Origin of the sequence: Pseudoxanthomonas sp. F37 (assembly GCF_022965755.1) — a bacterium.
GTDB lineage: Bacteria > Pseudomonadota > Gammaproteobacteria > Xanthomonadales > Xanthomonadaceae > Pseudoxanthomonas_A.
The window spans coordinates 2,205,345-2,223,020 of record NZ_CP095187.1 but is presented as its reverse complement, the minus strand read 5'-3'; the positions used below and the strand labels follow the sequence as shown (position 1 = coordinate 2,223,020).

14 protein-coding genes and 1 pseudogene are annotated in these 17,676 nt (G+C 68.3%); 1 reads left to right on the top strand and 14 read right to left on the bottom strand.

The features are described from left to right. Positions 1–54: 54 nt before the first annotated feature. The 11 genes and pseudogenes from MUU77_RS10245 to purB form a co-directional block, all read right to left on the bottom strand. Positions 55–1,047, bottom strand: coding sequence for a YhdH/YhfP family quinone oxidoreductase (locus tag MUU77_RS10245; RefSeq protein WP_245086295.1), 993 nt, complete (start codon positions 1,045–1,047; stop codon positions 55–57). Between the two features lie 21 nt (positions 1,048–1,068). Continuing rightward, entirely contained in the window at positions 1,069–1,365 is a 297-nt protein-coding gene (locus MUU77_RS10240; protein ID WP_245086292.1) for a GIY-YIG nuclease family protein, read from the bottom strand. Between the two features lie 932 nt (positions 1,366–2,297). Beyond that, positions 2,298–2,891, bottom strand: a complete 594-nt coding sequence (locus MUU77_RS10235) for a TIGR00730 family Rossman fold protein (RefSeq protein ID WP_245086289.1) — start codon at positions 2,889–2,891, stop codon at positions 2,298–2,300. 130 nt (positions 2,892–3,021) lie between these two features. Further along, positions 3,022–4,458 (bottom strand): dihydrolipoyl dehydrogenase, encoded by a 1,437-nt coding sequence (lpdA, locus tag MUU77_RS10230; RefSeq protein WP_245086286.1) that lies wholly within the window; start codon positions 4,456–4,458, stop codon positions 3,022–3,024. A 103-nt stretch (positions 4,459–4,561) separates the two neighbouring features. Further along, positions 4,562–5,785 carry a dihydrolipoyllysine-residue succinyltransferase gene (sucB, locus tag MUU77_RS10225; RefSeq protein ID WP_245086283.1) on the bottom strand — a complete coding sequence of 408 codons (1,224 nt, stop codon included), beginning with the start codon at positions 5,783–5,785 and terminating at the stop codon, positions 4,562–4,564. 48 nt (positions 5,786–5,833) lie between these two features. Further along, positions 5,834–8,662, bottom strand: a complete 2,829-nt coding sequence (locus MUU77_RS10220) for a 2-oxoglutarate dehydrogenase E1 component (RefSeq protein ID WP_345779075.1) — start codon at positions 8,660–8,662, stop codon at positions 5,834–5,836. Between the two features lie 165 nt (positions 8,663–8,827). Beyond that, entirely contained in the window at positions 8,828–9,736 is a 909-nt protein-coding gene (locus tag MUU77_RS10215) for a GNAT family N-acetyltransferase (RefSeq protein WP_245086277.1), read from the bottom strand. Positions 9,737–9,744: 8 nt separating this feature from the next. After that, positions 9,745–10,980 (bottom strand): annotated as a pseudogene (locus MUU77_RS10210) (cupin domain-containing protein); the annotation flags it as partial. A gap of 85 nt (positions 10,981–11,065) precedes the next feature. After that, a complete protein-coding gene (gene bla / locus MUU77_RS10205) occupies positions 11,066–11,977 on the bottom strand; it encodes a subclass B3 metallo-beta-lactamase (RefSeq protein WP_245086274.1) in 912 nt (303 codons plus the stop codon). After that, on the bottom strand, positions 11,974–12,372 hold the full coding sequence (locus MUU77_RS10200; RefSeq protein ID WP_245086271.1) for a VOC family protein: 399 nt from the start codon (positions 12,370–12,372) through the stop codon (positions 11,974–11,976). The genes bla and MUU77_RS10200 overlap by 4 nt, the downstream gene beginning before the upstream one ends. A 20-nt stretch (positions 12,373–12,392) precedes the next feature. Continuing rightward, on the bottom strand, positions 12,393–13,760 hold the full coding sequence (gene purB, locus MUU77_RS10195; protein ID WP_245086268.1) for an adenylosuccinate lyase: 1,368 nt from the start codon (positions 13,758–13,760) through the stop codon (positions 12,393–12,395). Between the two features lie 137 nt (positions 13,761–13,897). On the opposite strand from purB, the gene MUU77_RS10190 reads away from it, so the two are divergent. Beyond that, positions 13,898–15,319: a class II fumarate hydratase gene (locus tag MUU77_RS10190; RefSeq protein ID WP_245086265.1), complete on the top strand. Its 1,422-nt coding sequence runs from the start codon at positions 13,898–13,900 to the stop codon at positions 15,317–15,319. A 42-nt stretch (positions 15,320–15,361) separates the two neighbouring features. Here MUU77_RS10190 and MUU77_RS10185 read toward each other — a convergent pair whose 3' ends face one another. The 3 genes from MUU77_RS10185 to MUU77_RS10175 form a co-directional block, all read right to left on the bottom strand. Next, positions 15,362–16,033 carry a YggN family protein gene (locus MUU77_RS10185; RefSeq protein ID WP_245086262.1) on the bottom strand — a complete coding sequence of 224 codons (672 nt, stop codon included), beginning with the start codon at positions 16,031–16,033 and terminating at the stop codon, positions 15,362–15,364. A 16-nt stretch (positions 16,034–16,049) separates the two neighbouring features. Then, positions 16,050–16,886: a hypothetical protein gene (locus MUU77_RS10180; protein WP_245086259.1), complete on the bottom strand. Its 837-nt coding sequence runs from the start codon at positions 16,884–16,886 to the stop codon at positions 16,050–16,052. Positions 16,887–16,950: 64 nt separating this feature from the next. Then, entirely contained in the window at positions 16,951–17,625 is a 675-nt protein-coding gene (locus tag MUU77_RS10175) for a hypothetical protein (protein WP_245086256.1), read from the bottom strand. Between the last annotated feature and the right edge of the window lie 51 nt (positions 17,626–17,676).

The following is a 17,676-nucleotide window of genomic DNA, read 5'->3' as shown; positions in this document are numbered from 1 at the left end:
AGACAAATGGCAAAGGCGGTCAGGCGGTGACGCCCGTCGTGCCGCGGCTGCCGTTCATCCCATTCGCACCAGCGTGCGACCGAAGGAGCCGCCGGCCAGCATGGTCCGGAATACCTCGGGCAGGCCCTCCAGCGTGGTTTCCCGGGTGCAGATGGTGTCCAGGTGCGCGGGCTTCCAGTCGCTGGCCAGCCGCTGCCACACCGTGTCGCGGATGTCGCGGGCGGTGCCGGCGGAGGCCACGCCCAGCAGGGATACCCCGCGGATGATGAAGGGCATCACGGTGGTCGGCAGGTCCGCGCTGGCGGCCAGTCCGGCGGTGGCCACGTTGCCGTAGGGGACGGTCTGCGCCAGCAGGCTGGCCAGCATGGGGCCACCGACGTTGTCCAGGCCGCCGCCGAAGCGGGCGGTTTCCATCGGGCGGGTGGTGGCCAGCGCATCGCGTGGCAGGACCTTGCGCGCGCCGAGGGAGGTCAGATAGCCGGCATTGTCCGGCTTGCCGCTGATGGCATGCACCTCGAACCCGGCCCTGCTGAAGATGTCCACCGCCAGCGACCCCACACCGCCCGTGGCCCCGGTGACCGCCAAGGGCCCCAGGTCCGGCGCCTGCCGGTTCTCGCACAGGCGGAACAGGGCCAGCGCGGCGGTGAAGCCGGCGGTGCCCAGGATCATGCTCTCGCGCAGCGTCAGGCCGGTGGGGAGCGGAATGACCCACCGGGCCTCCAGCCGCGCGTATTCCGCATACCCGCCATCGCGGGTCTCGCTGAGGCCACAGCCGGTGACGAGCACGGCATCGCCTTCCTTGAATGCCGGATCGGTGGAGGCCACCACATGCCCCGCCACGTCGATACCGCCCACCAGCGGGAACCGGCGCAGGATCTTGCCTTCGCCCGTGCCAGCCAGCGCGTCCTTGTAGTTGACCGACGAGTAGGCGGTCTTGATGACCACTTCGCCGGGATTCAACGCGTCCAGGGCGATGGATTCGATGCCGCTGCGGTAACCGGCCTCGTCGTTGTGGATGCGGAAGGCGGTGAAGGAGGGGAGTGTCATCGTCGTTGTGTCTCTATCGTCTCAAAGGATGTCCGGGTACCGGTCGCGCCACGTTGGGTTCGCATCCTCGATCAGTTGGATTTTCCATAGCCGTTTCCAAGCTTTCAGTGCCTTCTCGCGCAGGATCGCAGATTCCATCCGTGCGTGGACTTCATACCAGACCAAAGTATGGATGCCATAGCGTCGGGTGAAGCCATCGGCCTGATCGTGCTTGTGCTGCCAGATGCGTGCTGGGAGGTCGGACGTTACGCCGACATAGAGGGTGCCTCGTGGCTGGCTGGCCAGGATATAGACACAGGGAATCCGTTCCCGGGGCATGCAGGCTCTCCGTTGCCGGTCCTGGGTGTTGTCGGTGGACTATAGACCGAACCCCGTCATTCCAGCGCACGCTGGAATCCATTTCCCATGAGGGCCTGGATGCCGTCAGCCCCGTCATTCCAGCGCAAGCTGGAATCCATTGGCGGTGAGCGCCGCGATGGAGGCCGCAAGAGCAAGATGGGTCCCAGCGTTCGCTGGGACGACGGAGGGGAGTCCTGGCGTGATCCTCCCGACCCCGTCATTCCAGCGCAAGCTGGAATCCATTGGCCGTGAGCGCCGCGATGGAGGCTGCAAGAGCAAGATGGGTCCCAGCGTTCGCTGGGACGACGGAGGGGGTCCTGGCGTGTGATGTGCTCCGGCTCGTCATTCCAGCGCAAGCTGGAATCCATTGGCCGTGAGCGCCGTGATGGAGGCCGCAAGAGCAAGATGGGTCCCAGCGTTCGCTGGGACGACGGAGGGGAGTCCTGGCGTGTGATGTGCTCCGGCTCGTCATTCCAGCGCAAGCTGGAATCCATTTCCCATGAGGGCCCGGATGCCGCCAGGAGCTTATGGGTCCCAGCGTTGGCCGTGAGCGCCCTGATGGAGGCCGCAAGAGCAAGATGGGTCCCAGCGTTCGCTGGGACGACGGGGGGAGTCCTGGCGTGTGATCCGCTCCGGCCCGTCATTCCAGCGCAAGCTGGAATCCATGGGCCGTGAGCGCCGCGATGGAGGCCGCAAGAGCAAGATGGGTCCCAGCGTTCGCTGGGACGACGGAAGGAGTCCTAGTGTGTGATCCGCTCCGGCTCGTCATTCCAGCGCACGCTGGAATCCATTTCCCATGAGGGCCCGGATGCCGCCAGGAGCAGATGGGTCCCAGCGTTGGCCGTGAGCGCCCTGATGGAGGCCGCAAGAGCAAGATGGGTCCCAGCGTTCGCTGGGACGACGGGGTGGTCTCAGCGCAGCGACTTCCGCCGCTTCTCATCCATCCACTTGTCCGCCTGCGCCGGGGTATAGGCGCGCATCCAGGCGACCATGGCATCGAGGTCGTCGCCGTGCCACAGGTCGTTGCGCTGTTCCGGGTGCAGGAAGCGTTCCTCCACCATGCGGTCGATCATGCCCATCAGCGGCGCGTAGAACCCGTCCACATCCAGGAAGGCGCAGGGCTTGTCGCCGATGCCGAGCTGGCGCCAGGTCAGCATCTCGAACATCTCGTCCAGCGTGCCGAAACCGCCGGGCAGGGCGACGAAGGCGTCGGAGAGGTCGAACATGCGCTTCTTGCGCTCGTGCATGTTGGCGACCACTTCCAACCGGGTGACGCCCTTGTGCGCCACTTCCCAGCCGACCAACTGTTCGGGAATCACGCCCACCACCTCGCCGCCCGCGGCGAGCACGGCGTCCGCCACGATGCCCATCAGCCCGACGTTGCCGCCGCCGTAGACCAGGCGCAAGCCTTCCTTCGCGATGCGGTCGCCCAGGGCGATCGCGCGTTCGGTGTAGGCGGGCTTGCTGCCGGCGTTGGAGCCGCAGTAGACGCAGATGCTCTTCATGGCGGTGATGGGGACGCGTGAGGGGTGAAAAGCAGACGCCGGGCAGGTGCCCGGCGTCTGCGCCGTGATGGTGGGGTCCGTGCGGTGTTCGCTGTAGCGAATCACCCGTCACGCATCACCCATCACGGCCTCAGTTGGCCTTGTGGATGGAACGCTTGTGCACCGACATCGCGGCGTCGTGGATGGCTTCCGACAGGGTGGGGTGCGCATGGCAGATGCGGGCCAGGTCGTCGGCCGAGCCCTTGAACTCCATCGCGATCACGCCTTCGTGCACCAGTTCCGAGACGCCCACGCCCACGGCGTGCAGGCCCAGGATCAGGTCGGTTTCCTCGTGGGCGATCACCTTCACCAGGCCAGCCGGCTCGCCCATGGCCACCGCACGGGCGATGGCGGCGAACGGGAAGGTGCCCACCTTGTACGGCACGCCCTCGGCCTTGAGCTGCTGCTCGGTCTTGCCGACCCAGGCGATCTCCGGTTCGGTGTAGATGACCCACGGCACGGTGTCGAAATTGACGTGGCCCGGCAGGCCGGCGATCAGTTCCGCCACGGCGATGCCTTCCTCGAAGCCCTTGTGCGCCAGCATCGGGCCGCGCACGCAGTCGCCGACCGCCCACACGCCATCCACGCCGGTGTGGCAGTGGTCGTCGACTTCGATCTGCCCGCGCTCGGTCAGCTTCACGCCGGTGCCGTCCGCCAGCAGGCCCTTGCTGGCGGCCTTGCGGCCCACGGCGACCAGCAGCTTGTCCACCGTCAGCGTCTTCTCGCCTTCGGCGTCGCTGTAGGTGACCACGACTTCCTTCTTCTTGCCCTTGCCGGTGACTTCGGTCTTGCTGACCTTGGCGCCCAGGCGGATGTCCAGGCCCTGCTTCTTGAATTCCTTCGCCGCGACCTTGGCGATCTCGGTGTCGGCGGCGGCCAGGAACTCCGGCAGCGCTTCCAGGATCACGACCTCGGCGCCCAGGCGCTTCCACACGCTGCCCAGCTCCAGGCCGATCACGCCGGCGCCGATCACGGCCAGGCGCTTGGGCACTTCGGTGAAGTCCAGCGCGCCGACGTTGTCGACGATGGTCTCGCCGTCGAACTTGGCGAAAGGCAGTTCGATCGAATCCGAACCGGCGGCGATGACGACGTTGGTGCCCTTCAGCTCGACCTCGCTGCCGTCATGCTGCTTCACCTTGACGACATTGCCGGGCTGCAGCTGGCCGAAGCCGTAGTACGGGGTGATCTTGTTCGCCTTGAACAGCATCGCGATGCCGCCGGTGAACTGCTTCACGATCTTGTCCTTGCGGCCGACCATGGCGCCGACATCGATCTTCGCGTCCTTGAAGGTGATGCCGTGCTCGCCGAACAGGTGGCCCATGTTCCAGTACTGGCGCGAGGAATCCAGCAGCGCCTTGGAGGGCACGCAACCGACGCGCAGGCAGGTGCCGCCCAGCGCCGGCTTGCCGTCCTTGCCCAGCGCGGCGTCGATGCACGCGACCTTCATGCCCAGCTGCGCGGCGCGGATGGCGGCGTGGTAGCCGGCCGGGCCGGCACCGATGACGACGACGTCGAATTGTTCGCTCATTTCATTCGCTCACGTGATTAGTGATAAGTGATTCGTGATTCGAAAGGGTGGGGCGGTGAAACGCTGTTGCGAATCACCTGCCCCCAATCACCAATCACGGCTCTCACATGCCCAGCAGCATGCGGTGCGGATTCTCGAGCTGGTTCTTGATGTCCACCAGGAACAGCACCGCGTCCTTGCCGTCGATGATGCGGTGGTCGTAGGACAGCGCGATGTACATCATCGGCGCCGCGACCACCTGGCCGTTCTCGACGATGGCGCGCTCCTTGATGGCGTGCATGCCCAGGATGGCGCTCTGCGGCGGATTGACGATGGGCGTGGACATCAGCGAGCCGAAGGTGCCGCCGTTGGTGATGGTGAAGGTGCCGCCCTGCAGGTCCTCCAGGCCCAGCTTGCCGTCGCGCGCCTTCTTGGCGTACTCGGCGATGCCCTTCTCGATGTCGCCAAAGCCCATGCGCTCGACATTGCGCAGGACCGGCGTGACCAGGCCCTTGTCGGTGGACACGGCGATCGAGATGTCGGCGTAGCCGTGGTAGATGATGTCGTTGCCGTCGACCGAGGCGTTGACGACCGGATGGCGCTGCAGTGCGTTGGCGGCGGCCTTGGCGAAGAAGCTCATGAAGCCCAGCTTGATGCCGTTGGCCTTCACGAAGTCGTCCTGCAGCTCCTTGCGCATCTCCATGACCTTGGCCAGGTTGACCTCGTTGAACGAGGTCAGCATGGCGATGGAGTTCTTGGACTGCATCAGGCGCTCGGCGATGCGGGTGCGGATGCGGGTCATCGGCACGCGCTCCTCAGGACGCGCACCACCGGACACGCCGGCGGTCTTGCCGCTGGCGTAGTTGACCAGGTCTTCCTTGGTCACGGCGCCGCGGCGGCCGGTACCTTCCACGTTCGCCGGGTCGATGCCCTGGGTGATGGCGGTGAAGCGGGCGCCCGGGGGCAGCGCGTCGGCGCCGGCCGGCGCGGGCTTGGTGCTGGCCGGGGCAGCGGCGTCGGCCTTGGCGGCTTCGGCCTTGGGCTGCACTTCCTGGGCGCCGGCGGCCGGCTTCTTTTCCTCCGCGGCGGGGGCGGGGGCTGCGGCAGCCGCGCCTTCCTCGATGATCGCCAGCAGCTGCTGGCTGGTCACCGTGTCGCCTTCCTTGAACTTGATTTCCTTCAGCACGCCGTCGACGGGCGAGGGCACTTCCAGCACGACCTTGTCGGTTTCCAGGTCCATCAGGTTCTCGTCGCGCTTGACCGCGTCGCCCACCTTCTTGTGCCAGGCGGCGATGGTGGCGTCGGAGACGGACTCGGGAAGAACCGGAACTTTGACTTCAGTGGCCATGGGATGGGGCGTCCTGGTGGTGTTGTTGTTCGTTGGAAATGGGCGGGCTTATTCGGCGACGTGGTCGGCGCCGAGCTTGTTGACCAGCGCGTCGGCGACCAGCTTCAGCTGCTCCTCCACGTGCTCGGCGAAATGGCCGGCGGCGGGCGAGGGCGAGCGCGGGCGGCCCGCGTAGTGCAGCGTCTGCCTGTCGGCCAGGCAGGCCTGCAGGTGATGCTTGATCTGGTACCACGCGCCCTGGTTCTGCGGCTCTTCCTGGCACCAGACGACCTCGGTGGCCTTGCCGTAGCGCTTCAGTTCGGCGGTCAGTTGTTCGCGCGGGAACGGGTACAGCTGCTCGACGCGCAGGATGGCCACGTCGTCCTGGCCGCGCTTCTGCGCGTCCTCCAGCAGGTCGTAGTAGACCTTGCCGGAACACGCGATGACGCGCTTGACCTTCTTCGCATCGGCGGCCGCGTCCGGGATGAGGTGCTGGAACTCGCCGTTGGCCAGCTCGTCCAGCGTGGATACCGCCAGCTTGTGGCGCAGCAGCGACTTGGGCGTCATCACCACCAGCGGCTTGCGCGTGGTCATGCGCATCTGGCGGCGCAGCATGTGGTAGGCCTGGGCCGGCGTGGTGGGCACGCAGACCAGCATGTTCTCCAGCGCGCACAGCTGCAGGAAGCGCTCCAGGCGCGCCGAGCTGTGCTCGGGGCCCTGGCCCTCGTAGCCATGCGGCAGCAGCAGGGTCAGGCCGCTGATGCGACCCCACTTGGCCTCGCCGGCGGCGATGAACTGGTCGATCACCACCTGCGCGCCGTTGGCGAAATCGCCGAACTGCGCTTCCCAGATGCACAGGGTGTTGGGATCGGTGGTGGAGAAGCCGTACTCGAACGCCATCACCGCTTCCTCGCTGAGCAGCGAGTCGATGACGGTGGCCTGCTCGGGCTGCTCCACCAGCTGGCGCAGCGGCAGGTAGTAGCTGTCGGTCTTCTGGTCGTGCAGGATCGCGTGACGGTGGAAGAAGGTGCCGCGGCCGGCATCCTGGCCTACCAGGCGCAGGCCGTGGCCTTCGGCCAGCAGGGTGGCGTAGGCCAGGTTCTCGGCGAAGCCCCAGTCGCCCGGCAGTTCGCCGGCGGCCATCTTCACGCGGTCTTCGTAGATCTTGGCCACGCGCGGGTGCAGTACCACGCCGGCCGGGATGGTGGTGATGATGCTGGCCAGCGCATCCAGCGCCTTGCGCTTGACCTTGGTGTCGACCGGATCGCTGAGCTTGCCGGACACGTAGCGCGACCAGTCGATCGCCAGCTCGTCGCTCTTCTGCTTGGCCAGTTCGGTGGTGTAATCGCCCGAGTCGAGCTTGTTGCGGAACTCGTCGGCCAGCGCCTTGCCGCCGTCGGCGGGAATCACGCCCGCCTCTTCCAGCCTGGCAGCGTACATCTCGCGCGCGGTGGCGTGCTTGCGGATGGTCTGGTACATCACCGGCTGCGTCGCCGCCGGCTCATCGGCTTCGTTGTGGCCGTGGCGGCGGTAGCACACCAGGTCGATCACCACGTCCTTCTTGAACTGCTGGCGGAAGTCGTAGGCCAGCTGCGCCACGAAGACCACCGCTTCCGGATCGTCGCCATTCACGTGGAAGACCGGTGCGCCGACCATCTTGGCCACGTCGGTGCAGTACAGGGTGGAGCGCGCGTCTTCCTTGTTGCTGGTGGTGAAGCCGATCTGGTTGTTGATGACGATGTGCAGCGTGCCGCCCACGGCGAAGCCGCGCGCCTGCGACATCTGGAACAGTTCCATCACCACGCCCTGGCCGGCGAAGGCGGCATCGCCGTGCATGATGACCGGCAGCACGGCCTGGCGGGCGGTGTCGTTGCGGCGCTCCTGGCGCGAACGGGCGCTGCCGGCCACCACCGGGTCGACGATTTCCAGATGCGACGGATTGAAGGCCAGCGCCAGGTGCACCGGGCCGCCCGGGGTGGCGATGTCGGCCGAGAAACCCATGTGGTATTTCACGTCGCCGGCGTGCGCCAGCGTGTTGTCGTGCTCGAACTTGCCCTCGAACTCGTCGAACAGCTTGCGCGGGTTCTTGCCCAGCGTGTTGACCAGCACGTTCAGGCGGCCGCGGTGGGCCATGCCGATCACGATGTCCTTCACGCCGCCCTCGCCGGCGCGCCGGATGGTCGTGTCCAGCAGCGGGATGAGTGCGTCGCCGCCTTCCAGCGAAAAGCGCTTCTGGCCCACGTACTTGGTGTGCAGGTAGCGCTCCAGGCCCTCGGCGGCGGTCAGGCGCTCGAGGGTGCGGCGCTTGGCCTCGTCCGACAGGCCGAACTGGCCCCCGGCCGTTTCCAGGCGCTGGTACAGCCACTGGCGCTGCTCCACCTCGGGGATGTGCATGAATTCCACGCCGATCGGGCCGGTGTAGGTGGCCTTCAGGCGGGCCAGCAGGTCGCGCAGCTTCATGCGCGCATGGCCACCGACGTTGCCGGTGCTGAACTCGCTATCCAGATCGCGCTCGGAGAGGTTGTGGAAGGCCAGCTCCAGGTCCGGCGGGTTGACCGGCGGGGTCAGGCCCAGCGGGTCCAGTTGGGCGCCCAGGTGGCCGCGCGAGCGGTAGGCGGTGATCAGGCGGCCGATGTTGCGCTCGCGCTCGTCGCCGCCGCCGGCCACCACATGGCCGTTGTTGGCGGCCTGGCGGGCGGCGTCGGTGATCTGCTGGATGACCACCGAGTGGGGGACGTCACCGGCCTCGCGACCCTTGAAGCCGTCGAAGTACGCCTTCCACTTGGGCCCCACGCTGTCCGGGGCGACGAGGTACTGCTCGTACAGGTCTTCGACGTAGGAGGCGTTGCCGCCATTGAGTTGCGAGGATTGCGCGAACTGCTTCAGGAGATTGTCCACGATGGCGATGGCGTGCAGTGGGGTAGTCGAGGGGCGCTTGCGGTCCATGTCACGCAATGTCTCGGCGACATGGACGAAAACCCAGAAATTATACCCCCATGCCGGGAACGGGGCGTAACCGGATTGGACTAAAGGCGCAGGCTGCCGGCGCCGCGGGACCCGCCATCACAGGCCAAGCGCGCGGTATTCGGAGACCGGACGCGCGCGTTCCCACATCTGGGTGAACTCTTCGCGCAGCTGGCGTGCGCGCCCGGCGTGTTCCAGGCCGGCCTCGCCATCGAAGCGGTGGCCCAGCGGCCGGTAGTAGTAGCCGTGGTCGTCGTTGGCGACGAAGGCCGCGGCGTAGGGCAGGTCCACCGGATCCTGCACTTCGCGGAACGCGAACACGCTGGGCAGGCGCTGGGCCAGGCCGATCAGTGGCGCCAGTGCGTGCTGGGGTGCGGCTGCGTCCTGCAGCAGGACCTGGACCTGCACGCCGGTCCGGTGCGTGGCGAACCGGCGTAGCGCCCCCACCACCGGCGGGGCGTCCCACAGTCCGGGATCCAGGGCGCGGCTGTAGATCGACAGCGAGCGACGGGCCTGCACGATGACGGCCGTGGTGATGGCGACGGCTTCGGCCCGGTGGGCGATGGTGGCCGTGCCGCCCAGCACCCGGCGCATGCCCTGGTGCTCGATGCCGGCTTCGAGAAAGCGCTCGCCCTCGGGAAGGAAGCCCTGGCGGGCATAGAACCCTTCGGCCCCGACCTGGGCATGCAGGGATACGGCCGGCCAATGGCGTCGGCGGGCCTCGGCCAGCAGGGCCAGCAGCAGGGCCTGTCCCACGCCCCGGCCGCGCCAGGCCGACAGTACGGCCATGCGTCCGATCCGATGATCGGGGGTGAGCCTGGCGGTGCCGATGGCCTGCCCGCCGGCCTCGCGGGCGATCACGTGGTGGCACAGCGGGTCCAGCGCATCCCGTTCGAGGTCGCGCGGAACGCCCTGTTCCTCCACGAATACGGCCTCGCGGACCCGGCGGAGATCGTCCAGTGCGGCGGTGTAGTCGACCGCCTCGACGCGATAGTCCCCCGCGCTCATGACTGCGCGTCCCCGAGGTTCGGGTCGTCATCGTCGAGGGCGAGCTGGTAGTGGCCCTGCGCGGCCAGTGCCATGACGGCGTCGCGGCCGGCATCGCTGAGCGAGGCGTAGGCCTGGCCGTCGAGCGACTCGGCGGCTGCCAGCACGCGGGCGTCCTTCACCGGCATCACGTGGTCCACGCCACTGCAGAACAGCGTGGCCTGCGTGCGGCGGCGGCGCCAGGCGAACCGCGAGAAGGGGTGGCGGAGCAGGCGGGCGCCCTGCTGCAGGTCCCATTCCAGTTCGATGCGCGAGGGCGCGTCCGGGCCCGGCATCACGTCGCCGGACGCCCGGTAGGTGGTGATGAAGCGGCCGAACCAGTCGCCCAGCCGGTCCGGGTCGTTCATCCTCAGGGCATTCAGGGCTTCCACCGCGCGTTCCATCGCGCGCGCGTCGATCTCGTAGGGGTCCTGGGGCGTGCTGAGGTCCTCATCGTGGTAGCGCACGGCCTCGTCGGCGTCGGCGACCAGCGTGTCCAGGTAGTCGGCGATCAGTTCCGCCGACGACGGCGCGCGCATGCCCACCGAGAAGGTCAGGCACGGGTTCTCCGCCACGCCATGGTGCGGAACCAGCGGCGGCAGGTACAGCATGTCCCCCGGCGACAGCACCCATTCGTGGGTCGGTTCGAACCGCTGCAGCAGCTTGATCGCCACGTCCTCCTGGAAGGCCAGGTCCGGCGCCGGCCGCCCCAGCGCCACGCTGGCATCGATCATCCAGCGGCGCTCGCCCTGCGCCTGCAGCAGGAACACGTCGTAGTGGTCTACATGGGCGCCCACCGAGCCGCCGGTGGCCGCGAAGCTGATCATGATGTCGTCCACCCGCCAGCGCGGCAGGAAACGGAACTGCGCCAGCAGCGCGCGCACGTCGGGGTCCCATTTGTCCACGTCCTGCACCAGCAAGGTCCAGTCATGGTCGGGCAGGCCGGGGAAATCCTCTTCCTGGAACGGGCCGGTGCGCACGTCCCAGGCCCCGGTCGCACGATCCAGGCTGATCATCCGCGCCAGCACGCCCTCTTCGCAGGCCAGGCCGGCCAGGTCTTCCGGCTGCACGGGCGTTTCGAAGCCGGGGAAGGCATTGCGGATCAGCAGCGGCCGCTTGTGCCAGTAGTCGCGCAGGAAGCGCTCGGCCGGCATGCCCAGCGGATGTTCGCGCGTGGCGACGATCTCGAAGGGCAGGGCGGCGGTGCGGGACGGGTTCTTCTTCATGGTGTCGGATCCGCGCGAGTTCGCGCCGGGCATGGGAAAGGGAGGCCAGCGTGGCCGGACATGCCGCGCCCGGCATTGATGCGCATCAAGGCCGCGCGCCACCGGAGGCGGAGGGGGCGGCTTCCTCGGCCAGGCGCTTCTCCAGCCGCTGCGTGGCGCCCTGTGCGTAGCGGCGGCAGGCGGCGGCGTCCATCAGCGGCGCGGCGGCCTTCGGGCCGATCCGGTTCCACAGGCCGCTGGCCGAGGGGTGCGGGGTGACCAGGATGTCGCAGTCGAGCGCTGCCACCCGTGCGAGGGTGTCGCGGAATGCCGCCAGGTAGCCGGGATGGGCGGTGTCATCGCTGTAGCGGTACACATCGTCGGAGATCGCCGTCAGGCTGTCGGCATAGACCACCTGGCGACAGTCGCCGCCGTCGCAGGAGCGCCAGGTCCACGTGGTGCCGCCCGGCGTGTGCCCGGGCGAGGCGACCGCCTTCAGGGCCAGTGGGCCGACGCTCACCTCGCCGTCGTCGGCGAGCGTGACGACGCGGGCGACCGGCACGATGGGTTCGGCCACCTCGAACTGCGGATCGGTGCGGTCCGGCATGCCGCGCTTCAACGTGTCGACGGCGGGCGCGCGCGCGTACACCGGTGCACCCGTGGCCTTCTGCAGTTCGGCCAGGCTGCCGGCATGGTCGAAATGCTCGTGCGAGAACACGATGGCGCGCACGTCCTCCGGCCTGAAGCCGAGCGCGCGGATGTTGGCGAGGATCTGCGGGCCCGCCCGCGGCGTGGCGGCATCGACCAGGATGTGGCCCGCATCGGACGTCACCAGCAGTGCGCTGATGCCGCAGGTGCCGACGTACCAGGTGTTGCCGTATACCTTCAGGGGCGTTGCCGGGTCGTTCCAGCCCGCGTCGTCGGCGCAGCCCCCGGAGGCAGGGGCATCGGAGGCGAGGGCGGCGGATGAGAGGGCGAGGGCGATCACGCTGCCCGGCAGGGTGAAGCGAGGTTTCATGTGGCGATCTCGTCGTAGCCGCGGTTGACGAACTGCAGCAGGCACCAGCCGTGGCCCCATGGATCGGCCAGGCGGACGATGCGGCCCCAGTCCGTTTCGCGGATGTCGGTTTCCTGCGCAAAGCCGGCCTCGCAAGCACGGGCCAGGGCAGGTTCAAGCTGATCCACCACCACATCCAGGTGCAGCGGCGTCCAGTGGCGGGCGTAATCGCGGGTTGCGAGGGCGGTGGCGCGGGTGCCGGCCGCGTTCTGCAGCAGGTAGACCGGTGCCTGTGCACCCAGCAGTTCCACGCCGCCGTCGCCGAAACGGCGCCCGGCAGTGAGCCCGAAGGCGCGCGTATAAAGCGTCTCGGCAGCCGGCAGGTCGGGCACGTCGATGTTGATCAGCAGATGCATCGTCGTGCCCGCCTCCGCGCTCAGATCCCGCGCGCCAGATGCTCGGCCAGGCCGGTGTAGCTGCCCGGCGTCATGTCCCGCAGGCGCTGCTTGGCGTCCGCCGGCAGGTCCAGCGATTCGATGAAGGCGCGCATCGACTCGGCGGTGATGCCCTGGCCGCGCGTCAGCGCCTTCAGCTGCTCGTACGGGTTGGGCAGGCCGTGGCGGCGCATCACGGTCTGCACGGCCTCGGCCAGCACTTCCCATGCCGCGTCGAGGTCGGCATCCAGGCGCAGCGGGTTCACTTCCAGTTTGCCCAGGCCCTTGGCCAGCGAATCCAGTGCCACCTGGGTATGGCCGAACGCCGTGCCCAGCGCACGCAGCACGGTGGAGTCGGTCAGGTCGCGCTGCCACCGGCTGATCGGCAGCTTGGCGCTGAAGTGTTCGAACAGCGCATTGGCGATGCCGAAGTTGCCTTCCGCGTTCTCGAAGTCGATCGGGTTGACCTTGTGCGGCATGGTGGAACTGCCGACTTCGCCTTCCTTGAGCTTCTGCTTGAAGTAGCCCAGCGAGATGTAGCCCCAGATGTCGCGGGCCAGGTCGACCAGGATGGTGTTGGCGCGGCGCGCGGCGTCGCCGATTTCGGCGACGTTGTCGTGCGGCTCGATCTGCGTGGTGTACGGGTTGAACACCAGGCCCAGGCCTTCCACGAAGCGCTGCGCGAAGGCCGGCCAGTCGATGTCGGGGTAGCTGGCCAGATGGGCGTTGTAGTTGCCGACCGCACCGTTGATCTTGCCGGTCAGTTCCACCGCCGCGATCTGCGCGCGTTGGCGTTCCAGGCGGGCCACGACGTTGGCGATCTCCTTGCCCAGCGTGGTCGGCGAGGCGGTCTGCCCGTGCGTGCGCGACAGCATGGGTTGCGCGGCCTGCGCGTGGGCCAGCGCGCGCAGCGTGGACGCGATGCCGTCCAGCGAAGGCAGCAGCACGTCGCGGCGCGCCTGTTCCAGCATCAGGCCGTAGGACAGGTTGTTGATGTCCTCGCTGGTGCAGGCGAAGTGGACGAACTCCAGCGCGGGCGCGAGCTCGGCGTCGTCCTTCAGCTGCTCCTTGATGAAGTACTCCACCGCCTTGACGTCATGGTTGGTGGTGCGCTCGATCTGCTTGACGCGGGCGGCATGGGCCACGCTGAAACCCTCGGCCAGCGCGCGCAGGCGGGCCTTCGCGGCGTCGGAAAAGGCAGCCAGCTCGACGATGCCCGGCTCTGCGGCCAGCGCCAGCAACCATTCGATCTCCACCTTCACCCGGGCGCGGATCAGGCCGTACTCGGAGAAGATCGGGCGCAGCGCATCGACCTTGCCGGCGTAGCGGCCGTCGAGCGGGGAAAGGGCAAGCAGGGACGAATCCGACATGGGCGAGGCGGGGGGCTGGAAGGGAGCGTTCCATTTTACCCCGGGAAGGCGGCCCTCCGGCCTGGCGTATCCTGTCGCTCCGCCAGCCCCCGGCTTTGACCGGCGCGCAAGCCGTGAAGTCCTTCCAGGAGACGGTGATGACCAGCAAGAAGACGGCGGGCCGCACCCGCGTCGAGCACGACAGCATGGGCGAACTGCAGGTGCCCGCGGACGCCCTGTGGGGGGCGCAGACCCAGCGTGCGGTACAGAACTTCCCCATTTCCGGGCGGCCGATGCCGCGCGGCTTCATCCGCGCCCTGGGCCTGGTGAAGGCCGCGGCGGCGGAAGTCAACGCGGGGCTGGGCCTGCTGCCCAAGGGCATCGCCCGGGCCGTGCAGGCGGCGGCCCGGGAGGTCGCCGGCGGCGCGTACGACGCGCATTTCCCGATCGACGTCTATCAGACCGGGTCCGGCACCTCGTCCAACATGAACGCCAACGAGGTGATCGCCACCCTGGCCTCGCGCGCGGGCAAGGCGCAGGTGCACCCGAACGACCACGTCAACCTCGGCCAGAGTTCCAACGACGTCGTCCCCACGGCGATCCGCGTGGCCGCCCAGCTTGCCGCGGTCGAAGACCTGCTGCCGGCCATCAGGCACCTGCGCAAGACCATCGATGCACGGGGCCGGGCGCTGGGCAAGGTGGTGAAGACCGGCCGCACCCACCTGATGGATGCCATGCCGCTGACCTTCGGGCAGGAATTCTCGGCATGGTCGGCGCAGCTGGCGTCCGCGCAGGCGCGCATCGAGGACACGCTCAAGCGGGTGCGCCGGCTACCGCTGGGTGGCACCGCCATCGGCACCGGCATCAATGCCGATCCGCGCTTCGGCGCGCGCGTGGCGAAGGCGCTGTCCGCCGCCACCGGCACGCGCTTCGAAAGCGCCGCCAACAAGTTCGAGGGACTGGCTGCGCAGGACGATGCGGTGGAGCTGTCCGGCCAGCTCAGCGCGCTGGCCGTCGCGCTGACCAAGATCGCCAACGACCTGCGCTGGATGAACTCAGGGCCCCTGGCGGGGCTGGGTGAGGTCGAACTGCCCGCATTGCAGCCCGGCAGTTCCATCATGCCGGGCAAGGTGAACCCGGTGATCCCCGAAGCCACCGTGATGGTCTGCGCCCAGGTGATGGGCTACCACACCGCGGTGACGGTGGCGGGCCAGACCGGCAATTTCCAGCTCAACGTCACCCTGCCGCTGATCGCGCACAACCTGCTGGAGGCGATGCACCTGCTGTCGAACGTATCGCGGCTGCTGGCCGATGACTGCATCGCCGGCCTGCAGGTACGCCAGGCGCGGGTGAAGGAAGCACTGGACCGCAACCCGATCCTGGTCACCGCGCTCAACCCGGTGATCGGTTACGAAAAGGGGGCGGCCATCGCCAAACAGGCCTACCGGCAGAACCGACCGGTGCTGGAGGTGGCGCGCGAGGTCACTGGCCTGCCGGAGAAGACGCTCAGGCCGCTGCTGGACCCGGCCGTGCTGGCCAAGGGCGGCATCCATGGCAAGGCGGGCGGCGGAGGCGGGTGAATCCGCCTGCCGCAATGCCGCGGCAGGCGCTGTCCGAGCAGATCAGGGCTTGGCCGGTTCGGCCGCGGCGGCGTCGGCTTCCGCCGCCGCATTGGCTGCGTCGCCGTCGTCGCCCTTGACTGCCCGGCCGATGGCGCGGCCGATGTCCTTGCCGGCCTCGTGATTCTCGCTGTGGCTGGTGCGGCAGTCTTCCGCATCGCCTTCGTCCATCGAGGCGTAGGGCCGGAAGGCGGGCAGGGCGGCGGCCAGTTCCTGCTGCGCCTTGTACAGGCCCGGCAAGCGGTCGCAGATCTTCATCGCCTGGGCCTCGACCTTCTTGGCCTCGGCCTCGATCTGTTTGTCGATCTGGTCCGGATTGCCGCTGAAGATGCCCTTCACCGCAGCGCCCACCGCCTTGCCGGCGAGCTTGGCGCCTTCCTTGCCGGTGGCGATGCCCGCATCGGCAATGCCACCCAGTTCGCGGTGATAGGCGACCAGCAGCACCCGCTGCGCGTCGTTCACGGCCACCTTCTTGCCACCGACGATGAAGTCGCCCTTGGCCGAGATTTCGGCCTGCGGCTGACCGGTCGCGTCGAGCGTGAGGTTCTGGCCCCACAGCGCGCGCGAGACGGCGACGCCGTCCCCTTCCCCGGCGTCGGGTGCCTTGTCCTTGCCCGAGCAGGCCGACAGCAATACGAGGGACAGCGCCAAAGCGAGCGGTGCGAATCGGGTCATGGGGTTTCCTGCGGACTCAGTGATGTTTGGGGATATCGATTGCGCCGGTGACGCCTTCATGGTCCACGTCGCCGCTGCCGACCGAGCGGACGGTCAGCGCCCCGGCGACGTTGCGCGCTTCCACGCCGCCGGATCCGACCGAGCCGACCACCACATCGCCGGTGATGTCGCGCAGCTCCGCGCCGCCGGAACCGATCGAGTCTATCTCGACGCCGCCGCTGCGCGACAGGCTGAAGCTGCCCGAGCCGATGCTGCCGACGCGGGTGCGACCGCCCACGTTGTCGGCCTGCACGTCGCCCGAGCCTATCGAGATGACCTTGAGGCTGCCGACGCCGTGCAGGTCGATGTCGCCCGAGCCCACCGAGACGGCGGCCAGCCCGCGGATATCGCGGCCCACGGCGTGGCCCGAGCCCACGTCGGCGCTGAACACCGGCGCGCCCCTGACCTCGGCCTCGCCCGAGCCGACTTTCACCTGCACGGGCAGATGGTCCGGCAGGGTCGCCGTCAGGTTCATGTAGGCGTAGTTGCTGCCGAAGAAGATGCCGCTGAAGCCGCCTTCCTGGTACATGCGCACGATCAGCTTGTCGCCTGCGCGGCGCTGTTCGATCTTCAGGTGCGCCAACCGCTCGGCATGGCTGCTGCAGGCCCGTCCGCTGATCGCGGCGGGCGCACCCGCGCGCGATTCCACTGTCAGGTCGTGGGGGCCCACCTCGAACACCACGGCCTTGGCATCGCCGGTGTCCAGCACGAGCTGGCGGGGGGATTCGTGTTTGCAGTAGCGGTCGGAGGCCGACGCGGGCGCCGACAACGCCAGCGCTGCAATCAGGGAAGAAGCGATCAGGACGGTACGCATTCTGGGTCTCCGGGGGTGATCATGTCGAACGGCAAACGGGCGCCCACGCGTCGGGACGCGCGCACTATCGGTGCGCGAACTCCCGACGCATCTCGTTCTCGCAGTCCTCCACATCGTCCGCTTCCAGGGTGGCATACGGGCGGAACGCGGGGAGCGAGGCGGCCAGGCGCTGCTGGCGCTCCCGCAGCGCCGGCAGGCTCAGGCAGATCTGTCGCACGCCGGGTTCCACGGTCTCGCGGACGGTCTTCTCGATGCGCCGCTCCAGGCTGCCGGTCATCGCCCCCAGCATCAGGCGGAAGAGGCCGCGGTCCACCGCATCCAGCGCCGCCTGGGCACTGCGTTCGCCGATGTCGATGCCGGCCTTGGCGATACCGATGACCTCGCCACGGTAGAGCAGCAGTTCCTGTCGCTGGTGGCGGTCGATGGCGACCGGCTTGCCTTCGATGAGGAAATCGCCCTGCGGGGTGATCTCCGCAGGGGGCAACGTGCGATCCGCATGGGAGGAACGTGCGTCGGAATCGCCGAAGCGGAGATTGTCGCCCAGTTGCAGGTTGCCGGTGTCCAGTTCGCGACGGGCGGCGGCAAGCTCGGTACGGACTTCAGTGCGTGCATCGGCGAGGTCGGCGCTGACTTCGTTGTCGATGCGGCCATCTTTCGCGTGCGCCGGCTGCCCGGCCAAAGGAAGAAGGCCGGCCAGGAAGATCGTCATCAGCATGCGCGGGTTGCGCGTGGAGTGCATGGCGTGTCCTCTTCGTCGCGGGATCGATGTCGCTGGCGCTCACGCGCGGTG